The sequence below is a fragment of the Inquilinus sp. CAU 1745 genome (assembly GCF_039839375.1).
Lineage (GTDB): Bacteria > Pseudomonadota > Alphaproteobacteria > DSM-16000 > Inquilinaceae > JBDOQU01.
On sequence record NZ_JBDOQU010000013.1, the window covers coordinates 94,516 to 114,014 of the forward strand.

Consider the following 19,499-nt stretch of genomic DNA (forward strand, 5'->3'; position numbering starts at 1 on the left):
GATGGCGAAGCTCAAACTCGGAGTGCTTGTTGACGACAAGCCTGTGAGGCTGACCGTAGACCTGCCCGCCTCGGTGCATCGTGACCTTATTGCCTATGCCGAGGTGCTGGGACGGGAAACATCTCAGCCGGTGGGCGAGCCGTCCCGGCTGATCGCCCCGATGCTGGAGCGGTTCATGGCGACGGACCGGGCGTTTTCGAAGGCGAGAAACGCGCGAGGCGAGTCGACCTAGTCCAGCGGCGGGGGAGGACGCTGAGATGCCAGGGCCCTCATCATCGACAGAAAACGGCGAAGCGCGGGATTGTCAGTGTAGGGAGCCCAGACGGCCGAGAAGGGCAGGACATCCTGTGGGTCGCCGATCGGCTTGAACACGACATTCGGATAGATCACGGCGGCACCGGCTTCGCTAACGACACTCAAGCCAAGGCCGAGCGCGACCTTCACGAACAAGGTCTCTCGGGCTACGGGACAACGCACGATGTCCGTCGTCTCGCCGAGCCCGCCTAGCCTGGCGGTCAGCCAGTCGTAGATCTCGGGACCGGGTTCCTGGAGGCTGACGATGAAGCGCTCGCCTCGTAAATCGGACCATCGAAGTCGCTCCTTCGTCGCAACGCGGTGGTCGCGCGCGATCGCCAGAACGACGGACTCCGACCACATCACCTCGCTGTCGAGATCCACAAAATCATGCTGCCCGGTCACAAACGCGATGTCGAGTTCGCGCTCGCGAAGCTGACGTAGGAGCGCACGTGGTTCTCCTTCGGCAATCTCGACCTCGACGTCGGGATACTGCGCACGGAACAATCTCAGCGCCTCGTGGCCGAAACCACCGGCAATCGATGCGAAGATGCCAATTCGCAAATATCCGTTTGCTCCGCGTGCCGCAGCGCGAGCACGGCGCGCGCCAAACTCCAAGTCATGCAGCACGCTGGACGTCGTATGGAAAAAGTCCCGGCCCGCCCGCGTCAGCCTGACGCCCGCGCTATGCCGCTCGAAGATCGAAACTCCCAGCTCGCCCTCGATCTTCGCGATACGACGGCTGATCGTGGAAGGTTCAACCCCCGCCGCCAACGCGGCTCGACGAATGTTGAGCGCCTCGGCCACATCGATGAACGAGCGGAGGTCAGCGAGTTCCATGCGTCAGCGCGACGCGCAAGCCTCATGCCCAAGCGTTCCATCGATCGCTCGATTCATTGTGGCGGCTGCCTCTGCCGGAAGGTGATGCGCGGCGTCTGGCACGACCTCATGTCGAGCGCGAGGCAAGGCGGCAGCGATCTCTTCGCCTAGCTCGGAGGGGGTCGCCTCGTCGAGTCCTCCGGACAGCACGATGGCGTCCGCTTCGATAGACGCAAGTAGCGAGCGAATATCGGCGCGCTCGAGAACCGCTGCGTCGAGCGCCCGAGCCAGCAAGTCCGGGTCATGCCGCATCATAGTTGCGTGTTCGGCGGCGACTTCGACCGGGTGTTCCGCCAGCCAGCTACTGGCAGTCGTCAGGTTCTGAACCGTCGAGAACGCCGACGCCCGCTCGGCCTCACCGGCGAGAAGCTCCGCTCGGCGTTCGCGCCACGTATCGAGCCTGTCGGGATACTCGGCACGCGCGCTTGTGTTCACCAACACCAGTCGCTCAACGAGTGCGGGATGGCGCGCGGCGATCCGCATCGCGATCATCCCTCCCTGGCTGTGCCCGACAATCGTAGCACGTTCGGCGCCATGCTCGATGATCCATAGTGCGATGTCCTCGGCTATGCCGTCGAGGTCCAGACCGTCGCGCCAGCCGGACGCGCCGTGTCCCGGCATGTCGAGCGTGACGCACCGTCGCGTGTCGCTCAGCGCCCGAACCTGCTTCGCCCAGAAGCTACGGTCAAGGAACAGGCCGTGGAGAAAGAGCACGGGTGGCCCCTGTCCGACATCGTCCCAGCCATAGACGGTGCCGTTGATCGCCGCGCTTCGCGACGCCGTACCGTCCGCTAACGCGCGTCCGATCAGAAACGAATCCTCGAAGATCTGGTAGCGAGCGATCAGTCCGTCACGGATTGTGAAGCGGATCGCAAAGTCGCTGTCGACGATCGCGCGGGTCGGCACGACGCGGTGACGGAAGCGACCGAGCGCGATTACATCTGCGCCGTCGGCGATCATCCGCTCCACCGAGAAGGCCAGCGGGCGGAAGCTGTCGGGAAAGCGCTTCAGCCATCTCCGTACCGCCTCACGCCCCCGGATGATCCCGACCGTGCCGACCGCCGGATCGCCATCGACATGCCAGATGGCGTCAGAGTGGACGCACGCCATCGCGGCATCGATATCGCTCGCTCCGAAGGCTGCGAAATAGCGCTGCACTGCGTTGCCTGGCTCAGTCATGGCGCGCCTCCAATACGGCTCGGAGCGCCGTGATCGCGTTCAGCGCGGCGGGAAAGCCCGCATAGAGCGCCATCTGGATGATTGTCTCGACGATCTCCTCGCGCGTCGCGCCAACATTAAGCGCGGCGGCGAGATGCACTTCCAGTTGTGGTCGGGCATTCCCCATGACCGTCAGCGCGGCGACCGTCGCCAATTCGCGCGTCTTCAGGTCCAGGCCTGGACGGCTGTACACGTCGCCGAAGCCGAATTCGATGATGTAGCGGCCGAGGTCGGGAGCAAGGTCCGCGAGGCTGGCGATCACCGCCTCGCCGGCAGTGCCGTCAATCTCTGCCAGGCGGGCTTTGCCGCGTTCGAAACGATCGTTGGTCATGGAAGTCTCCTTTCGACAACAAAGATGGCGATGTGAGAAGCTTCCAGGAACAGTTGATGACGGAAGACGGCTTTCCATTTATGGAAAGCGATGGATTGGGATGATCTTCGTTATTTTTCCGCCGTTGCCCGCACCGGCGGGCTCAGCGGCGGCGCCCGCGCGCTCGGCGTCAGCGCTCAGACGGTCGGGCGGCGGATTGCGGCCCTGGAGGCGAGCATCGGCGCGCCGCTGTTCGTGCGCCATTCGGGCGGCTACCGGCTGACTGCCGATGGCCAGTCTATGCTCGGCGACGCGGAGCGGGTCGAGGAAGCGATGGCGCGGCTACGCAGCAACGCGACGGCGCGCACCGTGGAGGCAGCCGGGACAGTGCGCCTCGCGGCACCGGAGACGCTCGCCACGCACATCCTGCTGCCTGGCCTCCGCCTGCTCCTCGATCGTCATCCCGCGCTTAAACTGGAATTGGTGACCGGTATCGCCACCGTTGGTATAGCACGAGGCGAGGTCGACCTCGCGCTTCGGCTGGTTCGCCCCGAACAGGGTGCGCTGACCGTCCGCCAGGTGGGCCGGATGGCACACGGCCTGTATGCCGCGCCCGACGTCGCGGCCGACCTGGAACGTGCGCGGCTCGTCGGCTGGGCCGACGCTTTCGACCTGCCGGCAGCGCGGTGGCTTCTTCGGATCACCGCGCGCAAGCCAGACATCATCCTCAACACGCTCGCCGCCCAACACGCCGCGATCCGCGCCGGCCTGGGCATTGGCGTCCTGCCGTGTTTTCTCGGCGAGGGACTGGTCAGGGTCGAGACATCGCCGTCACCGGTTGAGTCTCTCTGGCTCGTCGCACACGCCACTGACGCGACGGCAGAGCGGGTGCGCCTCGTGTATGAGGAGATCGCCGTCCTGATCGAGAAAAGCGCCGACAGGCTGGCTCCCATGTATTGAGTGGACACGTGCACATGTCCGGAGTTGGCCGCAAGCGACCTAAAAACAGCGATGAAGGCTCAATGAGGAGCCCCTGAAAGGGCTGCTCGCTCATTCCGGCAGCGAACAACGGACTCTGCGCCCGAGATTTTCGGGACGTTCTTAAGAGTGTCGATTGAGCCACTGCCGCAACGGCGACGGCAACCAGAAGCTCAACGGGGCCCGCTCATCCAAGCGGGGCTAAACTTACGCAGAAATCAGAGAAAATGGCGCACCCGACAGGATTCGAACCTGTGGCCTTCGCCTTCGGAGGGCGACGCTCTATCCAGCTGAGCTACGGGTGCATCTGCTTACGCTGTGCTTACGCGGGATTTCCGCGAGAGTGAAGGGCCGGATTGCCTTCGCGTAAGATGTTGTTTCCTATGCCTGTTTATTCCTTAAGACGTACGCTGACCACCTTGACACGAGCCTTCGGAGGGCAGCGCTCTATCCAGCTGAGCTACGGGTCCTTGCCTTGCCTCCAGCCTGGCCGGCGAGGCGGGCGGGACATTAGCGCAAAGCCCTGCCGATGCAAACCCGGATTCACCGAATCGGTCTGTAATCGCTATTGTCGAGAGGCCTCCGAGTATGCGCTGACGAAGTTCCGATAGGCTTCGTCATGTTGAAGAGAGTCGCAAGCGTTCCTGATCGCCGTGTCGAGCTCCGGACGCCGCCAAACCTCCACCCGAGATTTCGACCGAATGAAATCGTGGAGTCCCGAGGCCTGAAGAAAAGCCGCGTCCACGCATGCGTCCATGCCGGCGGGATCCGGCCCCTTCAATTGAGCCAATCCGGCGAGGCATGATTTATCGACAGCAACGTCGGGTAGGCCGCCGAAGCAACTTCTGGATGCGTTGTCGACCCTGCGTTTTACGTCGGTATCATCATCAATTTCAGCGACATTCACGGAAGTTTCGACTCCTTTGCCAACCTCCATGATCCGCTCGTAAGTCTCGATGAACGCATCCACCACTTTTTCCCTGCTGAAGAACGCCCTATAGGTATTTCGGCCGTTCTCCATCAGCTTTCGCCGGACGCCGTCATCCGTCGCCGCGATGCCAATCTGGCGCGTGAGGCCGTCAACATCGTCAATATCGCACAGGAGGCCGTCATGCTCATGGGTGACATATTGGCGGGCTCCTGCCGCCCTCGTGGCGACCAGCGGAACACCGCTGGCCCATGCCTCTGCAATCACGGTGCCGAAGGGTTCGTATCTGGACGGCAGCACACAGATATCGGCCGCCTTCAACAATGCGGCGCGATCGGTGCGCCAGCCGAGAAATCTGACCCTGTCACCCAGGTTAAGCCGCCTCGCCAGATCCTTGTATTTTTCGATTTCCGGCCCGTCCCCGGCGAGCCAGAAATAAACGTCCTTCAACCGCGAGGCAGCATGAAGCAGCGTATCGACGCCCTTCTTTTTATGCATCCTGGAGAGCAGCAACGCCACCGGCGCCTGTTCCGGCGTTGAAAGCGTCCGTCGATCAACCGGGGGGTTGTCCTCCAGAGTGCCGAAAGTATGCAGAAGGTAAGCGCGGTGAGGTTTGCTGCTTCGTTCGATAATGTGCCTCACGATATCTTTCGTAACGCCACCGAAATAGTCGCAATTACGATACCGCTTGAGGTCATAGTATCCTCCGAACCACCCAAGAACGGGCACCGGAATATTCTTCGGCACGAACGATGAAGCACGACTCATCCATGAATGGATGAGATCTGGTTTAAATTCTGAAATCGCCTCCCCGATAACTTTTGATGCTTTGCCAAATTTTTCAAATTTATTATAATGTAAAATGTCGAATTTTATCGATCTATTTTCAAAAACTTCAATATAGTTTCTATGAGGCCTGCATATGACTCTCTGCTCTATACCAGCTTCGTGAAGGGCTTTTATAGCATCAAGGCAAAATGTTTCCGCTCCGCCAATTTCATTGCCCGCAACCATATGAATTATCTTCATAACCAAAATCTCTGTACAAAGGGCGGGCCTCACAACCGCGTCGTGTCAACAGACATTATCTGATGATTTGGTCGCGAATCGGCACGAGTCGGAAGAAAGTCGGTGAACCTACCGCGGCCCCGAGGATGGACAATTTCAGGAACGCTTGTCCACCTCATCCTTACCTTGCGGTCTGCCACCCCCGGTCATAGCTTCCTTCGCAAATCAATCATGGGAAATATGGATCATGAAGGCGCGGGTGAAGTGGGTTGAGGGGATGACGTTTGTCGGGGAGTCCGGCAGCGGCCATGCGGTGGTGATGGACGGGTCCCCGGAATCCGGCGGGCGGGATCTGGGCGTCCGGCCGATGGAGATGCTGTTGCTGGGCATGGGCGGCTGCACCGCCTTCGATGTCGTGCTGATCCTGAAGCGCGGGCGGGAGCCGGTGGAGGATTGCGTGGTGGAGGTCGAGGCCGACCGCGCCGAAACCGACCCCAAGATCTTCACCGATATCCGCGTCCGCTACATCGTCTCCGGCCGGGGGCTGGATCGCGCCAAGGTCGATCGCGCGGTCGCGCTGTCGGCGGAGAAATACTGCTCCGCCTCCGTCATGCTGGGCGCGATGGCGAAGATCACCCATGAGGTCGAGCTGGTGGATACCGCCGCCTGAGAAAGCCGGTCAGGAGCCGGGCCGGCCGGCCACCCTCTCATTGGCCAGCCATTGCGCCGCGGCCTGGTCGGCGACGGACGGCAACGGCGCGCGGCGGTCCTCGATCCAGGCCAGGATGTCCTCCTGGGGAATCCGCCGCTCCAGATCGCGCAGCAGCATGTGATAGCCGTTCCCGTAGAAGGCGATCGTGCGGTCCGGATCGGGCGGCAGCGCCGCCAGCGTTTCCCGCACCTGGACGATGGGCAGAACCTCCTCCTTACGGCCGTAGAGGAAGAGGGTGGGCCCTTCGACTCCGTCGACCGACCGGTAGCCGAGGCTCATTAGGTCGACCAGCCCGTCCAGCGTGTCGATCCGGTTGGCCTTCAGCACCAGCGGGTCCGTCGAAAGGCCGATCAGCATCTCGATATTGTCGGACGGCACGATGTCCAGCCCTTCGCCCGTCACCGTCAGGCCCGGCGCCAGCGCCACGGCAACATCCAGCGACCAGCGCTGGTAGAAGGGCATGACCTCCCGCCCCCAGATGGCCGGCGCGACCAGGATGGTCCCATCGACCTCCGGCGGGTCCGGCGACGCCATCAGCGCGATGGCGATGGCCCCTCCCATACTTTCCCCCAGCAGGTAGAAGGGCAGATCCGGATGGCGCGCGCGAAGCAGCGCCGCCGCCATGCGGGCGTCCCGGATCAGCGTTTCCGATCCCGCCCAGATCCCGGCGCCGGCGGCTCTGCCGAAGCCGCGCTGGTCGTAGGCGTAGGTCAGGATGCCGTTTCCCGCCCACCATGTCGCCGGCATATCGAAGGAATGGGCATAATCGTTGAAGCCGTGCAGCGCCAGGATGACGGCCCGGGGCTCGCCTTCCGGACGCCACACGGTCAGCGGCAGGCGATAACCGTCCGCGGCGACCAGCGCCTCCTCCCCGATGCGGGGGGCGACGGTCGCCGGGCCCATCGGCTGGGAGAGGCTGGCGCAGCCGCCGAGGAGAAGCAGCAGCGCCAGGCCCAGCAGCGCCAGGCCCGGTAGCGGCAAAAGCCCGGCCGCCCGCCTAATCGTCGCCGCCATCGCGGGTGAGCTGCAGGAAGATGTCCTCCAGATCGGTCTCCTCCGTCGAGAGGTCGGTGATCCTAAGCCCACAATCGTTCATCACGTTCAGCACGTCGCCCAGCCGCGTCTCGCTCGGCCTGTAACGAACCACCAGCCTGTGGGGATGCGGCAGGTCGACCTGGAACTGCCCCATCGGTTCCGGAATCCCATCCAGCGGATCGGTCAGTTCCACGATCAGCGTCTTGCTGTCCAGCCGGCCCAGCAGGTTCCGCGTCGTGTCGCAGGCCACCACCGCGCCATGATTGATGATCGCGATGCGATCGCACAACTCCTCCGCCTCCTCAAGGTAATGTGTGGTCAGGAGGACTGTCGTGCCGGCGGCGTTCAGCGCGCGGACGTGGGCCCAGAGCTGCTGGCGCAGCTCCACGTCGACGCCGGCCGTCGGCTCGTCCAGCACCAGCACGGGCGGGGAATGCACCATCGCCTTGGCGACCATCAGCCGCCGGCGCATGCCGCCGGAGAGGGAGCGCGCATAGGCCTCCTTCTTGTCCAGCAGGCCGACCGCGTCCAGAAGCTGTTCGGTGATCCGCTCTCCCTTCGGCACGCCATAAAGCCCGGCCTGGAGGTCCAGCAGCTCCGCCGGCGTGAAGAAGGGATCGATGTTCAGCTCCTGCGGCACGACGCCGATGGCCGAGCGCGCCTGCCGGGTCTGCCGATCGATATCGTAGCCCCAGATGGCGGCCTTCCCGCCGGACTTGTTCACCAGCCCGGCCAGGATGTTGATCAGGGTCGACTTGCCCGCCCCGTTCGGGCCCAGGAGCCCGAACAGCGAGCCGCGCGGGATCTCCAGGTCGATGCCCTTCAGCGCACGCTTGGCTAAGCCCTTGCCACTGGGCTTGTAGATCTTCTCAAGCCCCCGAACCTCCACGGCATTGGCGGGAAGGCTGTCGGGCGAGGGGGATCGTTCCGCGGCTGGGAGGGCGGCCATGACGGGTATCCGCTGCTACGTAAGGCCGCTGGCGCGACCAATCGGTTGATTGCTGGACCGCCATGGGTATCATCCGGCGGTTCCAGCGGTCAATCGGAGGGCCGGCCCCATGGCTCTCCCGTTCAGCATGAAGGCGACAGTGGCGATGAAGCCCGCAACCTCCCCCATCCCGGCGGAAATGATCGAAATCGACGACGACACCGAAACCGTCGGCTGCGACGGCGGGGGCGGCGCGTTGGGCCATCCCATGGTCTATTATAATTTCGGGACCCTCACCCAACTCGATTGCGGCTATTGCGGCCGCCGGTTCGTCAAGCGCGGGGCGGGAACCGCCGCCCATTGAGGCCTGAAGCCTGAAAGGGCGAAAGCCCCGGCGGCGGCCGGGTTTTTTGTCCGGGAAGAGCTACCGCCGGTGGTCGCGCGGACGGCGGTACGCGCGGAAAGTGTCGCGTCGGGCGTCAAGTGACGCTATCATTGCCCCTTCGGAACGAGCTGGGGGGCGCGGGGCCGATGATTGCTGCGATCAGATCCCTTCTGGATCCGGGCGACTGGCTGGGAATGAAACCGGCGCTCGATCCGTCGGCGACGGTGCTGTCCCTGGACCACAAGCCGGCGGAGGGCCTGTGGAAGCTGCGCATGATGGTCGGCGGCGCGGTCCTGGCGATCGCCGCCATCGTCATCTACTTGTCCCCGGGCGGAATAGTCACCCTTGCAGCCGGCGGGTTCGGCCTGTTCGCCCTGCTGAATCTGGTTCGCGGCCTGGCCGAGAGCAGGTTCGAGAAATCCCTCCTCATCACCGACAACATGGTGATCGTGAAGAGCCGGACCTTCCTGGGTCGCAATGACTGGCAGGAGCCGATCGCCAACTATCGCGGCGTGCTGCTGCGGGAGCGGCAGGTGGCCGACAGCAGCGTCGGCAAGACGTCCACCTCCAATACCTATCAGATCATCGAACTGGCCCATGACGATCCCGGCCGGATAACGCCCCTCTACGTGGCGGATCAGAGCGAATCTCCACGCGATATCCAGGAAGCGTTCGCCCTGCGCTTCGATCTGCCCGCGCTCCAGCCGGACGCGGGCGGGTTCGTCGCGCGCGGGACGGATGCGCTCGATCGGCCGATCAGCCCCATTGCCGCGGAGGATGAGGGCGATGGCGGGATCACGTGCTCCCCGCCGATCGATCCGGGTCCCGCGCCCTCCGGCGTCACCGTGACCCGGAACGGCGACGCCATTCACATCGTCGTCGGCCAAGGCGCCGCCGGCAGGTCGTTCACATGGCTGTTCTGGCTGGCGCTCCCGTTTGTTTTCGGCGGCGGTGTCTTCCTGCTTCAACCCTATATGGGCATCCTCGTCTTCGGGATGTGCTCCATCTTCGTGTTGATGATGCTTGGTCTCCAACGGCTCTTCAGGGGCGGCAAGGAGGATAGCGAAACCGTCCTTGGCCTCGACGCGTCCAGCGTATGGGTGAAATACGCCAAAGGATCGGCGCTTTCGGCCTGGATAGAGCGTACCGTCACCAAACTGGTCAGGGCGAGGCCGCTGGAGAGGCCGACGGAACGGAGCATGGATCGCGGCGCGATCGAGCAGATCCGCGTCGACCAGCGCATGACCCATATCAGGACTTCCAATGGCGACAGGCAAACGGCCTATGTCTGGCAGGTCATCATCGAGAACGACAGCGACCGGCTGGTCTTCGCCGGGAGGCAGTTCGACCAGGGGAAGCTGGAATGGGTCCGGGATTTCCTGCGGCATGAGCTGGCGCGCGGCGGGGCGGCCTGATGGGGCTGATCAAAACCGCCACCAACCCCGGCGGCGCACTGGCGCTGAGGCCGGCGCTCGATCCCTCGGCGGCCATCCTGGCCTTCGATTACAAGACGCCGCGCCTCCAGGTATGGCTCGGCCTTCTCCTCGGTCCTGCCGCCATCGCGGTCGCCATCGTCGCTTATCGGATGATGGATGATCCTTTCTTCAGGATCCTGTTCCCCGTCGTCGGAGGGCTGGTCGGCTTGGTGTTCCTGATCCGGGGGATTTTCAGTTTCCGGTTCGCGAAATCCTTCCTCATCACCGGCAGCATGATCATCGTGAAGACCCAGACGCTTTTCGGACGCGACGACTGGCAGGAACCGATCGCGAACTATCGCGGCGTGACTCTGCGGGTGCAGAAGATAACCCACAGGCACCAGGACCGCGCCTCGGTGACGATCACCTACCACGTGGTGGAACTGACCCATCCACAGGGAGGCAAGACCATACCGCTCTATGTCCAGAAGGAGGGAAAACCGCCCGTCGACAGACACCGGGCCTTCGCCGAGCGGTTCGAACTTCCGGCGATGGAGCCCGCGTGACTCTTCTGTTTGGTCATGCAGAACTTGATCCAGCATCCATGCAGCGTCGATTAAGGCCCGGACCGCACCCGGTTCTTCGCCGTCGGTGAGGCGGCAAGGGCCCATGGATTCCGGATCAAGTCCGGAATGACTTTTTCTCTTAGGTGTCGACCAGGGCCAAGGCCGCGCCCGGTCCTTCGCCGGCGGCCGAGCCTGCAGGACTCCCGCATGACTGTGCGGCTTGACGAACCGCCGCCATTGTCGGAAATTGCGCGTCCTCCGTGGAGATTTGAGCCGACCGGCTTGCGACCACGTTAAAAACCGCTAAAAGGTCGGGCGCCAGCACGCTCAGCCTCCGGTCGGCCGAACCCGATTCCGGAGGCTTTCATTTTGGACCAGGCGCTTCTCTCTCCTAACGATGACATCAGCCTCGAAACCGCTCTCGTAAGGGGCGGCCTGCGCCGTTCGGATTTCGGCGAGATGTCGGAGGCGATCTTCCTCACCTCCGGCTTCGTCTATGATTCCGCCGAACGGGCCGAGGCCCGCTTCGCCGGCGAGGATGAAGGCTTCGTCTATTCGCGCTACGCCAACCCGACGCTGGAGGTGCTGGAGAAACGGCTGGCGCTGATCGAGGGGGCGGAAGCCTGTCATGTCACCGCCAGCGGCATGGCGGCCGTCTTCACCGGCCTGTTCTGCTATCTGCGCGCGGGTGACCATGTCGTCGCCAGCCGGGCGCTGTTCGGCTCCTGCCACGTCATCCTGACGACCATCCTGCCCCGCTACGGGATCGAGACGACGCTGGTCGACGGCGCCGACCTGGACGCCTGGCAGGCGGCGATGCGTCCGAACACGCGCGCCATCTTCCTGGAGACCCCGGCCAACCCGACGCTGGATCTGGTCGACCTCACCGCGGTGGCGGAGATCGCCCATGCCGGCGGCGCGAAGGTTTTCGTCGACAACGTCTTCGCCTCGCCTCTGGGCCAGAAGCCGCTGGAGCTTGGCGCCGACGTGGTGATGTATTCCGCGACCAAGCATATCGACGGCCAGGGGCGGTGCCTCGGCGGGGCGCTGCTGGCGGACGCCGAATTCTGCAACGACCATTTCATGCCCTATTACCGGCATACCGGCCCGGCGCTCAGCCCCTTCAACGCGTGGGTGCTGGCGAAGGGGCTGGAGACGCTGTCGATCCGGGTCGAGCGCCAGACCCGCTCGGCCCACAGCTTGGCCGAATTCATCGAGGCCGACGGCGGCGCGCGAACCGTCCGCTACCCCTTCCTGGAAAGCCATCCGCAGCATGAGCTGGCGCGCCGCCAGATGAAGAGCGGCGGTACGATCGTATCGCTCGACCTCGGGAGCAAGCAGGCGGCGTTCGCTTTCATCAACGCGCTGCGGATCGTCGACATCTCCAACAATCTGGGCGACACGCGGTCGATCGCGACCCACCCGATGACCACGACCCACAGGGCCATGGCCGTTGAGGACCGCGCCGCCATGGGCATCACCGACGGGCTGGTCCGCCTGTCGATCGGGCTGGAAGGGTATGACGACCTTCAGGCGGACGTGGAACGGGCGCTGGCGGCCGCGAAATCCGCGTGACGCCAGCGCCCGTCCGCCCCCACCCCGGTCGATCAGTCTCTATTGCCGATCCTTAGTTGATCGGGTTTATCTCATCCACGAAGGTCAGCATGTCGACCATCGTGAAGGTATCGTTGTTCGCCCGGGGCAGGGTCGGAGTCCATGTCGGATCCTGCGCCAGGAAGGAATTCGGGTCGCCTTCCAGCATCCCGACGAAGACTTCGGAGATGATCCGACTGCCGACCTTGCCCAACCGCAGCCCGTCCTGCTGCACCAGCGCCTCCTTCAGGATGTAGTACCAGAGCGGCGTCTGCTGGGTGAGACCCTGGGCCGTCGCCACCTGCCCGTCCGGACCGTCGCCGATCTCAGCCGGGGTCAGCGGGGCGAAGCCCATCCGCGCCGCCACCGCCTGGCCCGACGGCAGCCCCATGCGCAGGCCGCGCACCAGGTTGCGCTGGGGCAGGGAACCGCCGCCGCCCGGCAGGGTGTGGAGTTCCTGGACCAGGAACGGATCGATCTTGCGGGTCGGGTTCACCTCCACGCCGGGGGCGTTGAAATCGTAGAAGCGCCGCCAGTCGATGATCCAGTCGCTGGGCACCGGCACGTCGGCCCCGCCGCCCGACAGCCGGGTGAAGCGGAACAGCAGCGCCAGGCTGGCCGGCGTCACCCCGCCGAAGCGGAAGACGCGGTTGAAATTGTAGAACTGCCGGACCATCGAATGGCCCAGCCGATAGGCGGCGACGGAGAATTCGACGGGAATGAACGGCTCGTCCGCGAACAGGAAGAACTTCCGGCCATTCTGGCGAACGTCCGCCATCTCCGCCGGATCGACCAGCCGTCCGATGAAATCCTCCAGCACGATCTTCTGATAGTGCCAGGTCGTCAGCTTCCGCGCGGCGTCGAAAAGCTGCGCCGCCGGGGTTCCATCTGCGCGCAGAGTGGCGACGATCTTGTTGTGGAACTTCAGGAAGGCGAGATGGGTCTGCGCCACCGCCAGGTTCTCGTCGTTCCTGGGGTCGCCGATCAGCGCGATCTTGTTGAAGCGCGGCAGATCGTTGGGGAAGCCTACAGGGAGCGCCGGGTCGCCCTGCCCCTGCCCGGTCGATCCCAGCGCGAACAGCGCCGGATCGTCCGGCTGATAGAGGAACGGATCCAGGTCGGGGCCGGAGCCGTAGAGGCTGTCCAGCTCCAGCTTCGGCGTGCGGAAGTTGAAGACCGTCTGCGGATCGATCGCCACTTCCGGCATGGTGGTCGGATCGAAGGTCACGTCATGATCGACGAACTGGCCGAAATAGGTGAACCCGGCCGGTACCGCCGGATTGTCGCCGGACTGGTTGCCGTCGGCATCCAGCATCGCGGCGGCCAGCGCATCCAGCGCCGCCGTGTCGGCGGCCATCGGCGGCAGTTCGGGGAACATCCGGCCGAACTTGCCCGGCTTGAAGACCGGCCCCTGCGGAACCGGCTGGTATTCGCGCCGCCCATATCCGTGATGCATGCCGGCATGGTCCTGCGGGCCGTGGCCCTGCGGTTTTTCACCCTTCTTCGGCTTGATCTTGACCTGCGTGTCCATGACGCCCCTCCCTCACAACAGTGGAAGGACGATGGTCATCCCCGGCTCGCGCGGCGGCAATCGGGCCGCCGGCTTTGTCACCGACATCCTACAATATTATGCAGCGGGCTTAATTCGGAGGCGTCCGGAACGGTTAACGAATGGCGATTCAGTCGTAGATTCCGGTCGGGCAACAAATGAAAAGCCCGCCGGCGATCTCCACCGGCGGGCTTCTCTTCAGGACGAATCGGCTTAGGACGCCGCCATCTCGCCCGTGAGCCAGTAGTTCACCCGGGCGGGGTGGTTCTCGATGTACTGGCCGATGGCCTCCTCATAGGAGGTCTCCTGGGCGTTGGCCATCGCGCTTTCCAGCTCCTCCAGCGGCAGGTGCATCCGCATCAGGAACTGCGCCACCTCAGGATAATCCTGCTGGAAGCCCTGGCGGGCGATGGCGTAGACGCGCTCCACGCCGCCCAGCGTGCCTTCGGGATCCTCCAGATAGCGGAGATCGTAGGCGCCGAACATCCAGTGCGGGCTCCAGCCGGTGACGACGATCCATTCCTCGTTGCGGATCGCCCGGTCCAGCGCCGCGACCATGGCGGCGTCGCTGGCCGAGACCAGCTCATACTCGTCCAGCCCGTAGGCCTCGATCGTCTCGTTGGACAGGCGCATCAGCCCGGCGCCGGGATCGATGCCCTGGATGGTCGAGTCCAGCTTCTCCCGCACCTCGGGATCGGTGAGGTCGGCGATCGAGGAAAGCTGGTCCTCCGGCACATATTCCGGCACGACCCAGCCCAGCTTGGCGTCGGTGTAGAGGACGCCCAGCGTCACCACGTCCGGGCCCACCTGGTCCCAATAGTCGGCATGGGTCCCCGGCAGCCAGGCCATCATCATCGCGTCGATATCACCCTGGGCTACGCCCTGGTACTGCGGCGCGATGCCGGTCTGGATCAGCTCGACTTCCTGGCCGTAATTCTCGGTGATGAGCTGCTGGGCCAGCTTGGTCACGAATTCGGCGTCCGACCATGCGGTCCAGCCGATGGTCAGCGGCTCGCCGTCCTGGGCGAACGCCGGCTGGGCGACGCCGGCCGCCATGAGGGCCGCGGCGGAAATTCCTGCAATCTTCTTAATCATGTCACCTCCGGTGAGGGGTGGAACGGATGCCAGCCATCGGAAACGGCCGGCGACGGTTTCAGGAGCCGGCGCGGGCGCCGGTTCCGATATCGCCCTCGACGCCGCCTGTCGCGGCGCGTCCACGGGAGAACAGGGTCTTGAGCGAGCCGAACGCGCTGGGGCGGTCGAGGCTCTGGGTGATGCGGTCGAGGATGATCGCCAGCACGACGACGGCGAGCCCGCCTTCGAAGCCGAGGCCGACATCCAGCCGCTGGATGCCGGTCAGCACGGTGTTGCCGAGCCCGCCCGCCCCGATCATCGAGGCGATGACGACCATGGAGAGCGCCAGCATGATGGTCTGGTTGACGCCCGCCATGATCGAGGGCAGCGCCAGCGGGAACTGCACCTTCGCCAGCAACTGCCGGTCGGTGCAGCCGAAGGCGAGGCCGGCCTCGATGAATTCGCTCTGGACCTGGCGGATGCCGAGGTTGGTCAGGCGCACGACCGGCGGCATGGAGAAGATCACCGTCGCGATCGTCCCCGGCACGGCGCCCAGCCCGAAGAACATGGCCGCCGGTATCAGGTAGACGAAGGCCGGCATGGTCTGCATGAGGTCGAGCACGGGGCGGAGCGCGGTCGCGGTCCACCGGCTCTTGGCCATCGCGATGCCAAGCGGGATGCCGATGAAGATCGCGATGATCGTCGCGGCGATCACCAGCGCCAGCGTCTCGATCATCTGCTCCCACAGTTCCATATGGACGACCAGCAGCAACGCGACCCCGGTGAAGATCGCGAACTTCCAGCCGACCCGCCACAGCGACAGCACGACAAGGATCGCCACGAACGCCCAGATCGGCGCCCAGAGGAGGCCGGCTTCGATCGATTCCGCGACGAACTCGATCCCGCTCGAGATCGCGTCCAGCGCGGGAGAGAAATTATCGAGGATGTAATCGACGGCGGCGTTCGCCCCGGCGCCGATATCGAATTCAAAATCCATGATCGACTCGATTCAACGTTTTCTGCACGCCCCCTCACCCTCCCGCTTCGCGGGCCCCTCCCTCTCCCCTGAGGGGCGAGGGTAAAGTTGGTAGCCCTCGCCCCTCCGGGGAGAGGGTTGGGTGAGGGGCAGTTGGTTCAGGCTCGCCTCACGCTTCCTCCTGCGAACCCGCCCGGTCGAGGCTCATCAGCAGGGAGGATTTGGAGATGGCGCCGACATAGCGGCCGCCTTCGTTCACCACAGGCACCGGCCACCGGCTTTCCGCCACGACGCTCATCACCTGGGCCAGCGGGGCGTCTGCCTCCACCGGCGCGATGTCGGAAAGGAAGGCGCGGTGGTAGGCGTCCTTCTCCGTTCCCTTGATCGCCGCGGCCAGGGAGTCGGCGGTGACCACGCCCTGATATTTCTTGTCGCGGCTGACGACGATGGCGACGTCCCGGTCATGCCTGCGCATCCGGTCCAGAGCCGCGTTGACGTCCATCCCCGGCCGCTCGATCAGCGTCACCTGGGTCTGCCGGGCGATATCGCCCGCCCTGAAGACCTGGGACACGTCGACATTGCGGAAGAACGACCGGACATAGTCGTTGGCGGGGTTGATGACGATGTCCTCGGGCGTGCCGACCTGGACCACCGCGCCATCCTGCATGATCGCGATCCGGTCGCCGATCCGCATCGCCTCGTCCAGATCGTGGCTGACGAAGACGACCGTCCGGCTGTGTTCGGTCTGGAGGCGCAGAAGCTCGTCCTGCATCTCCGTCCGGATCAGCGGGTCGAGCGCGGAGAACGCCTCGTCCATCAGCAGGATCGTAGGTTCGCTGGCCAGCGCGCGGGCAAGGCCGACGCGCTGCTTCATGCCGCCGGAAAGCTGGTCTGGGCTGCTCTGGGCGTACTGGTCGAGCCCGACGGCCGCGAGCGCCGTCATCGCCTTCTCCCGCCGCGACGCCTCGGCCTCGCCGGAAACCTCCAGCCCGAAGGCCGCGTTCTCCAGAACCGTCCGGTTGGGCAGGAGCGCGAAGGACTGGAAGACCATGCTCATGTCGCGGCGGCGAAGCTGGATCAGGTCCCGCTTACTCATCCGCGTCACATCCTCGCCGTCGACCAGGATCGACCCCAGCGTCGGTTCGATCAGCCGATTGATCAGCCGCAGCAGGGTGGATTTGCCGGAGCCCGACAGGCCCATGACCACGAAGATTTCCCCGGCCCTGATGTCGAACGAGACATCGTTGACGCCGACCGTGCAGCCCGTGCGGGAAAGGATCTCGCTCTTGTCGCTGCCGGCTTCGATCATCTTCACCGCATCCGCGGTGCGGGAGCCGAAGACCTTGAACACATTCTGGAATGCGATTTTCTGCGCTGGTTCACCAGACGTCATTGAACAAATTCGATCGCTTGTGGGAATGACTTAGAGAACAATAATTTCTCTATCAAAGATGTCAGGGATATTGGCTCTATAGATCGATTGTCAACGGAAGATGTCCCGCCACCGCCATCTCCGCCGGGATTATGGAAACGCTCCAAAGCGTCAAAGAATTTTATCCCATTTCTATAATCGGGGCCGAGCTTATTACGGCTCTGTGATTCCGGCGTCGAATCGCGCTCCGCACTGGCTTCGGCGCCGATGTTCGGCTACATCCCGCCCATGACGAATGCATCGACCGATGGGCTGGGCGCGCGGATCGCGGCGCGGGATTTGCTGCGCGCCGTTCTGGGGCGGAAGCGCGCGCTGGACGAGGTTCTGGACCGGACGCTCGACGCCGCGTCCCTGGCGCCCCGCGACCGGGCCTTCGTCCGCCTGCTGACGGCCACGACCCTGCGCCGGCTGGGCCAGATCGACGCGCTGATCGACCAGATGCTGGAGATGCCGCTGCCGCCGACCGGGACGGCCGCCCGCGACGCGCTACGGCTGGGCGCGGCCCAGCTTCTCTTCCTCGGCACGCCGCCCCACGCCGCCGTCGACACCTCCGTCGCCCTGGTCGATCGCGGTCGCGATGCCCGGTTCAAGGGGCTGGTCAACGCCGTCCTGCGCCGGCTGGACCGGGAGGGCGCGGCACTGGTCACGGCCCAGGACGCCGCCCGGCTGAACACGCCGGACTGGCTGTGGAACGCCTGGACCGCCGCCTACGGTGAGGATACCGCCCGCGCCGTCGCCGACGCGCACCTAACCGAAGCGCCGTTGGACATCACGCCGAAGGGCGATCCGGCCGGCTGGGCGGAAAGGCTGGACGCCACGCTGCTGCCGAGCGGCAGCCTGCGTCGCGCGGCCGGCGGTGCGGTGCCGGATCTGCCGGGGTTCGGCGAAGGCGCATGGTGGGTGCAGGATGCCGCCGCCGCCCTTCCGGCAAGGCTGATGGGCGATGTCGCGGGGCTGCGCGTCGCCGACCTCTGCGCCGCGCCGGGCGGCAAGACGGCCCAGCTCTGCGCTGCCGGCGCGCGGGTGACCGCGGTAGACCGGTCGGAGGGAAGGCTGGCCCGCGTCCGCGCCAATCTGGACCGGCTGGGGCTGGAGGCGGAGCTGGTCGCCGCCGACGCCGCTATTTTCCGGCCGGCGGAGCCGTTCGACGCCGTGCTGCTGGACGCGCCCTGCTCCGCCACCGGGACGATCCGCCGGCATCCCGACATCCCGAGGCTGAAGAGCCCGGAGGATGTGGAGAAGCTGGCGGCGGCCCAGGCGCGACTGCTGGACCATGCGGTCACGCTGGTCAGGCCGGGCGGAATCCTCGTCTGGTGCACCTGCTCCCTCCAGCCGGAGGAAGGGGAACGCCAGATCGCCTCGCTGCTGGAGCGCGCCGGGAACGCCGTCCGGCGGGACCCGGTCCGGGCGGAGGAGATCGGCGGGCTGGCCGAGGCGGTGACCGCCGAGGGCGAAATCCGGACCCTGCCGTCGATGCTGCCCGGCGAGGGCGGGCTGGACGGCTTCCATATCGCCCGGTTGCGGCGATTCGGCTAAGTTGATACCTACGACCTCATCATGCAGAAACCCACCCGAATCGCCCCTTCGATCCTGTCCGCCGATTTCGCCAAGCTGGGCGAGGAGGTGCGGGCGATGGAGGAGGCCGGCGTCGACATGATCCATGTCGATGTCATGGACGGCCATTTCGTGCCGAACGTCACCATCGGCCCCGGCGTGGTGAAGGCGCTCCGCCCGCACACGAAGCTGCCGATGGACGTCCATCTGATGATCGGTCCGGTCGACTGGGCTGTGCCGGATTTCGCCGCCGCCGGCGCCGACATCATCACTTTCCATCCCGAGGCCGGCCCCCACCCGCACCGCACGGTGCAGCTTATCAAGCAGCATGGCTGCAAGGCCGGCCTGGCGCTGTCGCCGGGAAGCTCCGTCTCCCTGATCGAGGAGATGTTGGGCGATGTCGACCTGATCCTGGTGATGACCGTCAATCCGGGCTTCGGCGGCCAGAAGTTCATCGAAAGCCAGATCGACAAGATAGGCATGGTCCGGTCGCTGATCGACGCCACGGACCGCGACATCGATCTTGAGATCGATGGCGGCGTCACGGAGGAGACGGCCCCCCGCGTGGTCGCGGCCGGGGCGGACCTGCTGGTCGCCGGCACCGCCAGCTTCAAGGGCGGCCCTTCGGCCTACGCCGACAATATCCGCCGGCTGCGCGGGTAGGG

Annotated in this window: 19 protein-coding genes, 1 tRNA gene and 1 riboswitch; of the genes, 9 read left to right on the forward strand and 11 right to left on the reverse strand. The window is 64.9% G+C overall.

Annotated features, from left to right (window positions below):
* Position 1: 1 nt before the first annotated feature.
* Positions 2-232 (forward strand): DUF2274 domain-containing protein, encoded by a 231-nt coding sequence (locus AAFN89_RS15245; RefSeq protein WP_347539999.1) that lies wholly within the window; start codon positions 2-4, stop codon positions 230-232.
* Here the strand turns inward: AAFN89_RS15245 and AAFN89_RS15250 are convergent.
* Genes AAFN89_RS15250 through AAFN89_RS15260 form a run of 3 tightly spaced genes read right to left on the reverse strand, consistent with a single transcriptional unit; the run spans position 229 to position 2,722 of the window.
* Positions 229-1,134 (reverse strand): LysR substrate-binding domain-containing protein, encoded by a 906-nt coding sequence (locus tag AAFN89_RS15250; RefSeq protein WP_347539953.1) that lies wholly within the window; start codon positions 1,132-1,134, stop codon positions 229-231. The two genes, AAFN89_RS15245 and AAFN89_RS15250, sit on opposite strands and share 4 nt — an antisense overlap.
* 3 nt (positions 1,135-1,137) lie before the next feature.
* Positions 1,138-2,352 (reverse strand): alpha/beta fold hydrolase, encoded by a 1,215-nt coding sequence (locus tag AAFN89_RS15255; protein ID WP_347539955.1) that lies wholly within the window; start codon positions 2,350-2,352, stop codon positions 1,138-1,140.
* A complete protein-coding gene (locus AAFN89_RS15260; protein WP_347539956.1) occupies positions 2,345-2,722 on the reverse strand; it encodes a carboxymuconolactone decarboxylase family protein in 378 nt (125 codons plus the stop codon). Before AAFN89_RS15260 ends, AAFN89_RS15255 begins: the two co-directional genes overlap by 8 nt.
* A gap of 90 nt (positions 2,723-2,812) precedes the next feature.
* Between AAFN89_RS15260 and AAFN89_RS15265 the strand changes: the two genes are divergently transcribed.
* The gene (locus AAFN89_RS15265; protein ID WP_347539957.1) at positions 2,813-3,661 is read left to right on the forward strand and encodes a LysR family transcriptional regulator; all 849 of its coding nucleotides are present in this window, start codon (positions 2,813-2,815) and stop codon (positions 3,659-3,661) included.
* 246 nt (positions 3,662-3,907) lie between these two features.
* Here the strand turns inward: AAFN89_RS15265 and AAFN89_RS15270 are convergent.
* Together AAFN89_RS15270 and AAFN89_RS15275 are read right to left on the reverse strand one after the other, a co-directional pair.
* Positions 3,908-3,984: transfer RNA gene (locus tag AAFN89_RS15270), tRNA-Arg, on the reverse strand.
* Positions 3,985-4,244: 260 nt separating this feature from the next.
* The gene (locus tag AAFN89_RS15275) at positions 4,245-5,636 is read right to left on the reverse strand and encodes a glycosyltransferase (protein ID WP_347539958.1); all 1,392 of its coding nucleotides are present in this window, start codon (positions 5,634-5,636) and stop codon (positions 4,245-4,247) included.
* A gap of 226 nt (positions 5,637-5,862) precedes the next feature.
* Here AAFN89_RS15275 and AAFN89_RS15280 point away from each other — a divergent pair, with 226 nt between their 5' ends.
* Positions 5,863-6,285, forward strand: a complete 423-nt coding sequence (locus tag AAFN89_RS15280; protein WP_347539959.1) for an OsmC family protein — start codon at positions 5,863-5,865, stop codon at positions 6,283-6,285.
* Positions 6,286-6,294: 9 nt separating this feature from the next.
* Here the strand turns inward: AAFN89_RS15280 and AAFN89_RS15285 are convergent, their stop codons facing one another.
* Positions 6,295-7,341, reverse strand: coding sequence for an alpha/beta fold hydrolase (locus AAFN89_RS15285; protein WP_347539960.1), 1,047 nt, complete (start codon positions 7,339-7,341; stop codon positions 6,295-6,297).
* A complete protein-coding gene (locus AAFN89_RS15290) occupies positions 7,325-8,311 on the reverse strand; it encodes an ABC transporter ATP-binding protein (protein WP_347539961.1) in 987 nt (328 codons plus the stop codon). Before AAFN89_RS15290 ends, AAFN89_RS15285 begins: the two co-directional genes overlap by 17 nt.
* A 109-nt stretch (positions 8,312-8,420) precedes the next feature.
* On the opposite strand from AAFN89_RS15290, the gene AAFN89_RS15295 reads away from it, so the two are divergent.
* From AAFN89_RS15295 to metZ, 4 genes are all read left to right on the forward strand, one after another.
* Positions 8,421-8,654 carry a zinc-finger domain-containing protein gene (locus AAFN89_RS15295; protein ID WP_347539962.1) on the forward strand — a complete coding sequence of 78 codons (234 nt, stop codon included), beginning with the start codon at positions 8,421-8,423 and terminating at the stop codon, positions 8,652-8,654.
* Positions 8,655-8,821: 167 nt separating this feature from the next.
* Positions 8,822-10,090 (forward strand): hypothetical protein, encoded by a 1,269-nt coding sequence (locus tag AAFN89_RS15300; RefSeq protein WP_347539963.1) that lies wholly within the window; start codon positions 8,822-8,824, stop codon positions 10,088-10,090.
* Positions 10,090-10,656, forward strand: coding sequence for a hypothetical protein (locus tag AAFN89_RS15305; RefSeq protein ID WP_347539964.1), 567 nt, complete (start codon positions 10,090-10,092; stop codon positions 10,654-10,656). The genes AAFN89_RS15300 and AAFN89_RS15305 overlap by 1 nt, the downstream gene beginning before the upstream one ends.
* 250 nt (positions 10,657-10,906) lie before the next feature.
* A riboswitch (SAM riboswitch) is annotated at positions 10,907-10,983 on the forward strand.
* Between the two features lie 42 nt (positions 10,984-11,025).
* Entirely contained in the window at positions 11,026-12,231 is a 1,206-nt protein-coding gene (metZ, locus tag AAFN89_RS15310; RefSeq protein WP_347539965.1) for an O-succinylhomoserine sulfhydrylase, read from the forward strand.
* Positions 12,232-12,283: 52 nt separating this feature from the next.
* On the opposite strand, the gene AAFN89_RS15315 is transcribed toward metZ, so the two are convergent.
* From AAFN89_RS15315 to proV, 4 genes are all read right to left on the reverse strand, one after another.
* Complete coding sequence (locus tag AAFN89_RS15315; RefSeq protein WP_347539966.1) at positions 12,284-13,780, reverse strand: heme peroxidase family protein; 1,497 nt, start codon at positions 13,778-13,780, stop codon at positions 12,284-12,286.
* Positions 13,781-14,011: 231 nt separating this feature from the next.
* A complete protein-coding gene (locus AAFN89_RS15320; RefSeq protein ID WP_347539967.1) occupies positions 14,012-14,893 on the reverse strand; it encodes a glycine betaine ABC transporter substrate-binding protein in 882 nt (293 codons plus the stop codon).
* A 58-nt stretch (positions 14,894-14,951) separates the two neighbouring features.
* Positions 14,952-15,869: a proline/glycine betaine ABC transporter permease gene (locus AAFN89_RS15325; protein WP_347539968.1), complete on the reverse strand. Its 918-nt coding sequence runs from the start codon at positions 15,867-15,869 to the stop codon at positions 14,952-14,954.
* Between the two features lie 148 nt (positions 15,870-16,017).
* On the reverse strand, positions 16,018-17,241 hold the full coding sequence (gene proV, locus AAFN89_RS15330) for a glycine betaine/L-proline ABC transporter ATP-binding protein ProV (RefSeq protein ID WP_347539969.1): 1,224 nt from the start codon (positions 17,239-17,241) through the stop codon (positions 16,018-16,020).
* Between the two features lie 267 nt (positions 17,242-17,508).
* Between proV and AAFN89_RS15335 the strand changes: the two genes are divergently transcribed.
* Positions 17,509-18,816, forward strand: a complete 1,308-nt coding sequence (locus tag AAFN89_RS15335; protein ID WP_347539970.1) for a transcription antitermination factor NusB — start codon at positions 17,509-17,511, stop codon at positions 18,814-18,816.
* 21 nt (positions 18,817-18,837) lie between these two features.
* Positions 18,838-19,497, forward strand: a complete 660-nt coding sequence (gene rpe / locus AAFN89_RS15340; RefSeq protein WP_347539971.1) for a ribulose-phosphate 3-epimerase — start codon at positions 18,838-18,840, stop codon at positions 19,495-19,497.
* Positions 19,498-19,499 lie beyond the last annotated feature (2 nt).

What these genes read in the sequence shown, in the direction of transcription:
- AAFN89_RS15290 (WP_347539961.1), bottom strand. Translation starts at nt 8,311, where the DNA reads ATGGCCGCCCTCCCAGCCGCGGAACGATCCCCCTCGCCCGACAGCCTT.
- AAFN89_RS15280 (WP_347539959.1), top strand. Translation starts at nt 5,863, where the DNA reads ATGAAGGCGCGGGTGAAGTGGGTTGAGGGGATGACGTTTGTCGGGGAG.
- AAFN89_RS15295 (WP_347539962.1), top strand. Translation starts at nt 8,421, where the DNA reads ATGGCTCTCCCGTTCAGCATGAAGGCGACAGTGGCGATGAAGCCCGCA.
- proV (WP_347539969.1), bottom strand. Translation starts at nt 17,241, where the DNA reads ATGACGTCTGGTGAACCAGCGCAGAAAATCGCATTCCAGAATGTGTTC.
- AAFN89_RS15245 (WP_347539999.1), top strand. Translation starts at nt 2, where the DNA reads ATGGCGAAGCTCAAACTCGGAGTGCTTGTTGACGACAAGCCTGTGAGG.
- AAFN89_RS15300 (WP_347539963.1), top strand. Translation starts at nt 8,822, where the DNA reads ATGATTGCTGCGATCAGATCCCTTCTGGATCCGGGCGACTGGCTGGGA.
- AAFN89_RS15260 (WP_347539956.1), bottom strand. Translation starts at nt 2,722, where the DNA reads ATGACCAACGATCGTTTCGAACGCGGCAAAGCCCGCCTGGCAGAGATT.
- AAFN89_RS15315 (WP_347539966.1), bottom strand. Translation starts at nt 13,780, where the DNA reads ATGGACACGCAGGTCAAGATCAAGCCGAAGAAGGGTGAAAAACCGCAG.
- AAFN89_RS15285 (WP_347539960.1), bottom strand. Translation starts at nt 7,341, where the DNA reads ATGGCGGCGACGATTAGGCGGGCGGCCGGGCTTTTGCCGCTACCGGGC.
- AAFN89_RS15320 (WP_347539967.1), bottom strand. Translation starts at nt 14,893, where the DNA reads ATGATTAAGAAGATTGCAGGAATTTCCGCCGCGGCCCTCATGGCGGCC.
- AAFN89_RS15250 (WP_347539953.1), bottom strand. Translation starts at nt 1,134, where the DNA reads ATGGAACTCGCTGACCTCCGCTCGTTCATCGATGTGGCCGAGGCGCTC.
- AAFN89_RS15275 (WP_347539958.1), bottom strand. Translation starts at nt 5,636, where the DNA reads ATGAAGATAATTCATATGGTTGCGGGCAATGAAATTGGCGGAGCGGAA.
- AAFN89_RS15265 (WP_347539957.1), top strand. Translation starts at nt 2,813, where the DNA reads ATGGATTGGGATGATCTTCGTTATTTTTCCGCCGTTGCCCGCACCGGC.
- AAFN89_RS15305 (WP_347539964.1), top strand. Translation starts at nt 10,090, where the DNA reads ATGGGGCTGATCAAAACCGCCACCAACCCCGGCGGCGCACTGGCGCTG.
- AAFN89_RS15335 (WP_347539970.1), top strand. Translation starts at nt 17,509, where the DNA reads ATGACGAATGCATCGACCGATGGGCTGGGCGCGCGGATCGCGGCGCGG.
- rpe (WP_347539971.1), top strand. Translation starts at nt 18,838, where the DNA reads ATGCAGAAACCCACCCGAATCGCCCCTTCGATCCTGTCCGCCGATTTC.
- AAFN89_RS15255 (WP_347539955.1), bottom strand. Translation starts at nt 2,352, where the DNA reads ATGACTGAGCCAGGCAACGCAGTGCAGCGCTATTTCGCAGCCTTCGGA.
- AAFN89_RS15325 (WP_347539968.1), bottom strand. Translation starts at nt 15,869, where the DNA reads ATGGATTTTGAATTCGATATCGGCGCCGGGGCGAACGCCGCCGTCGAT.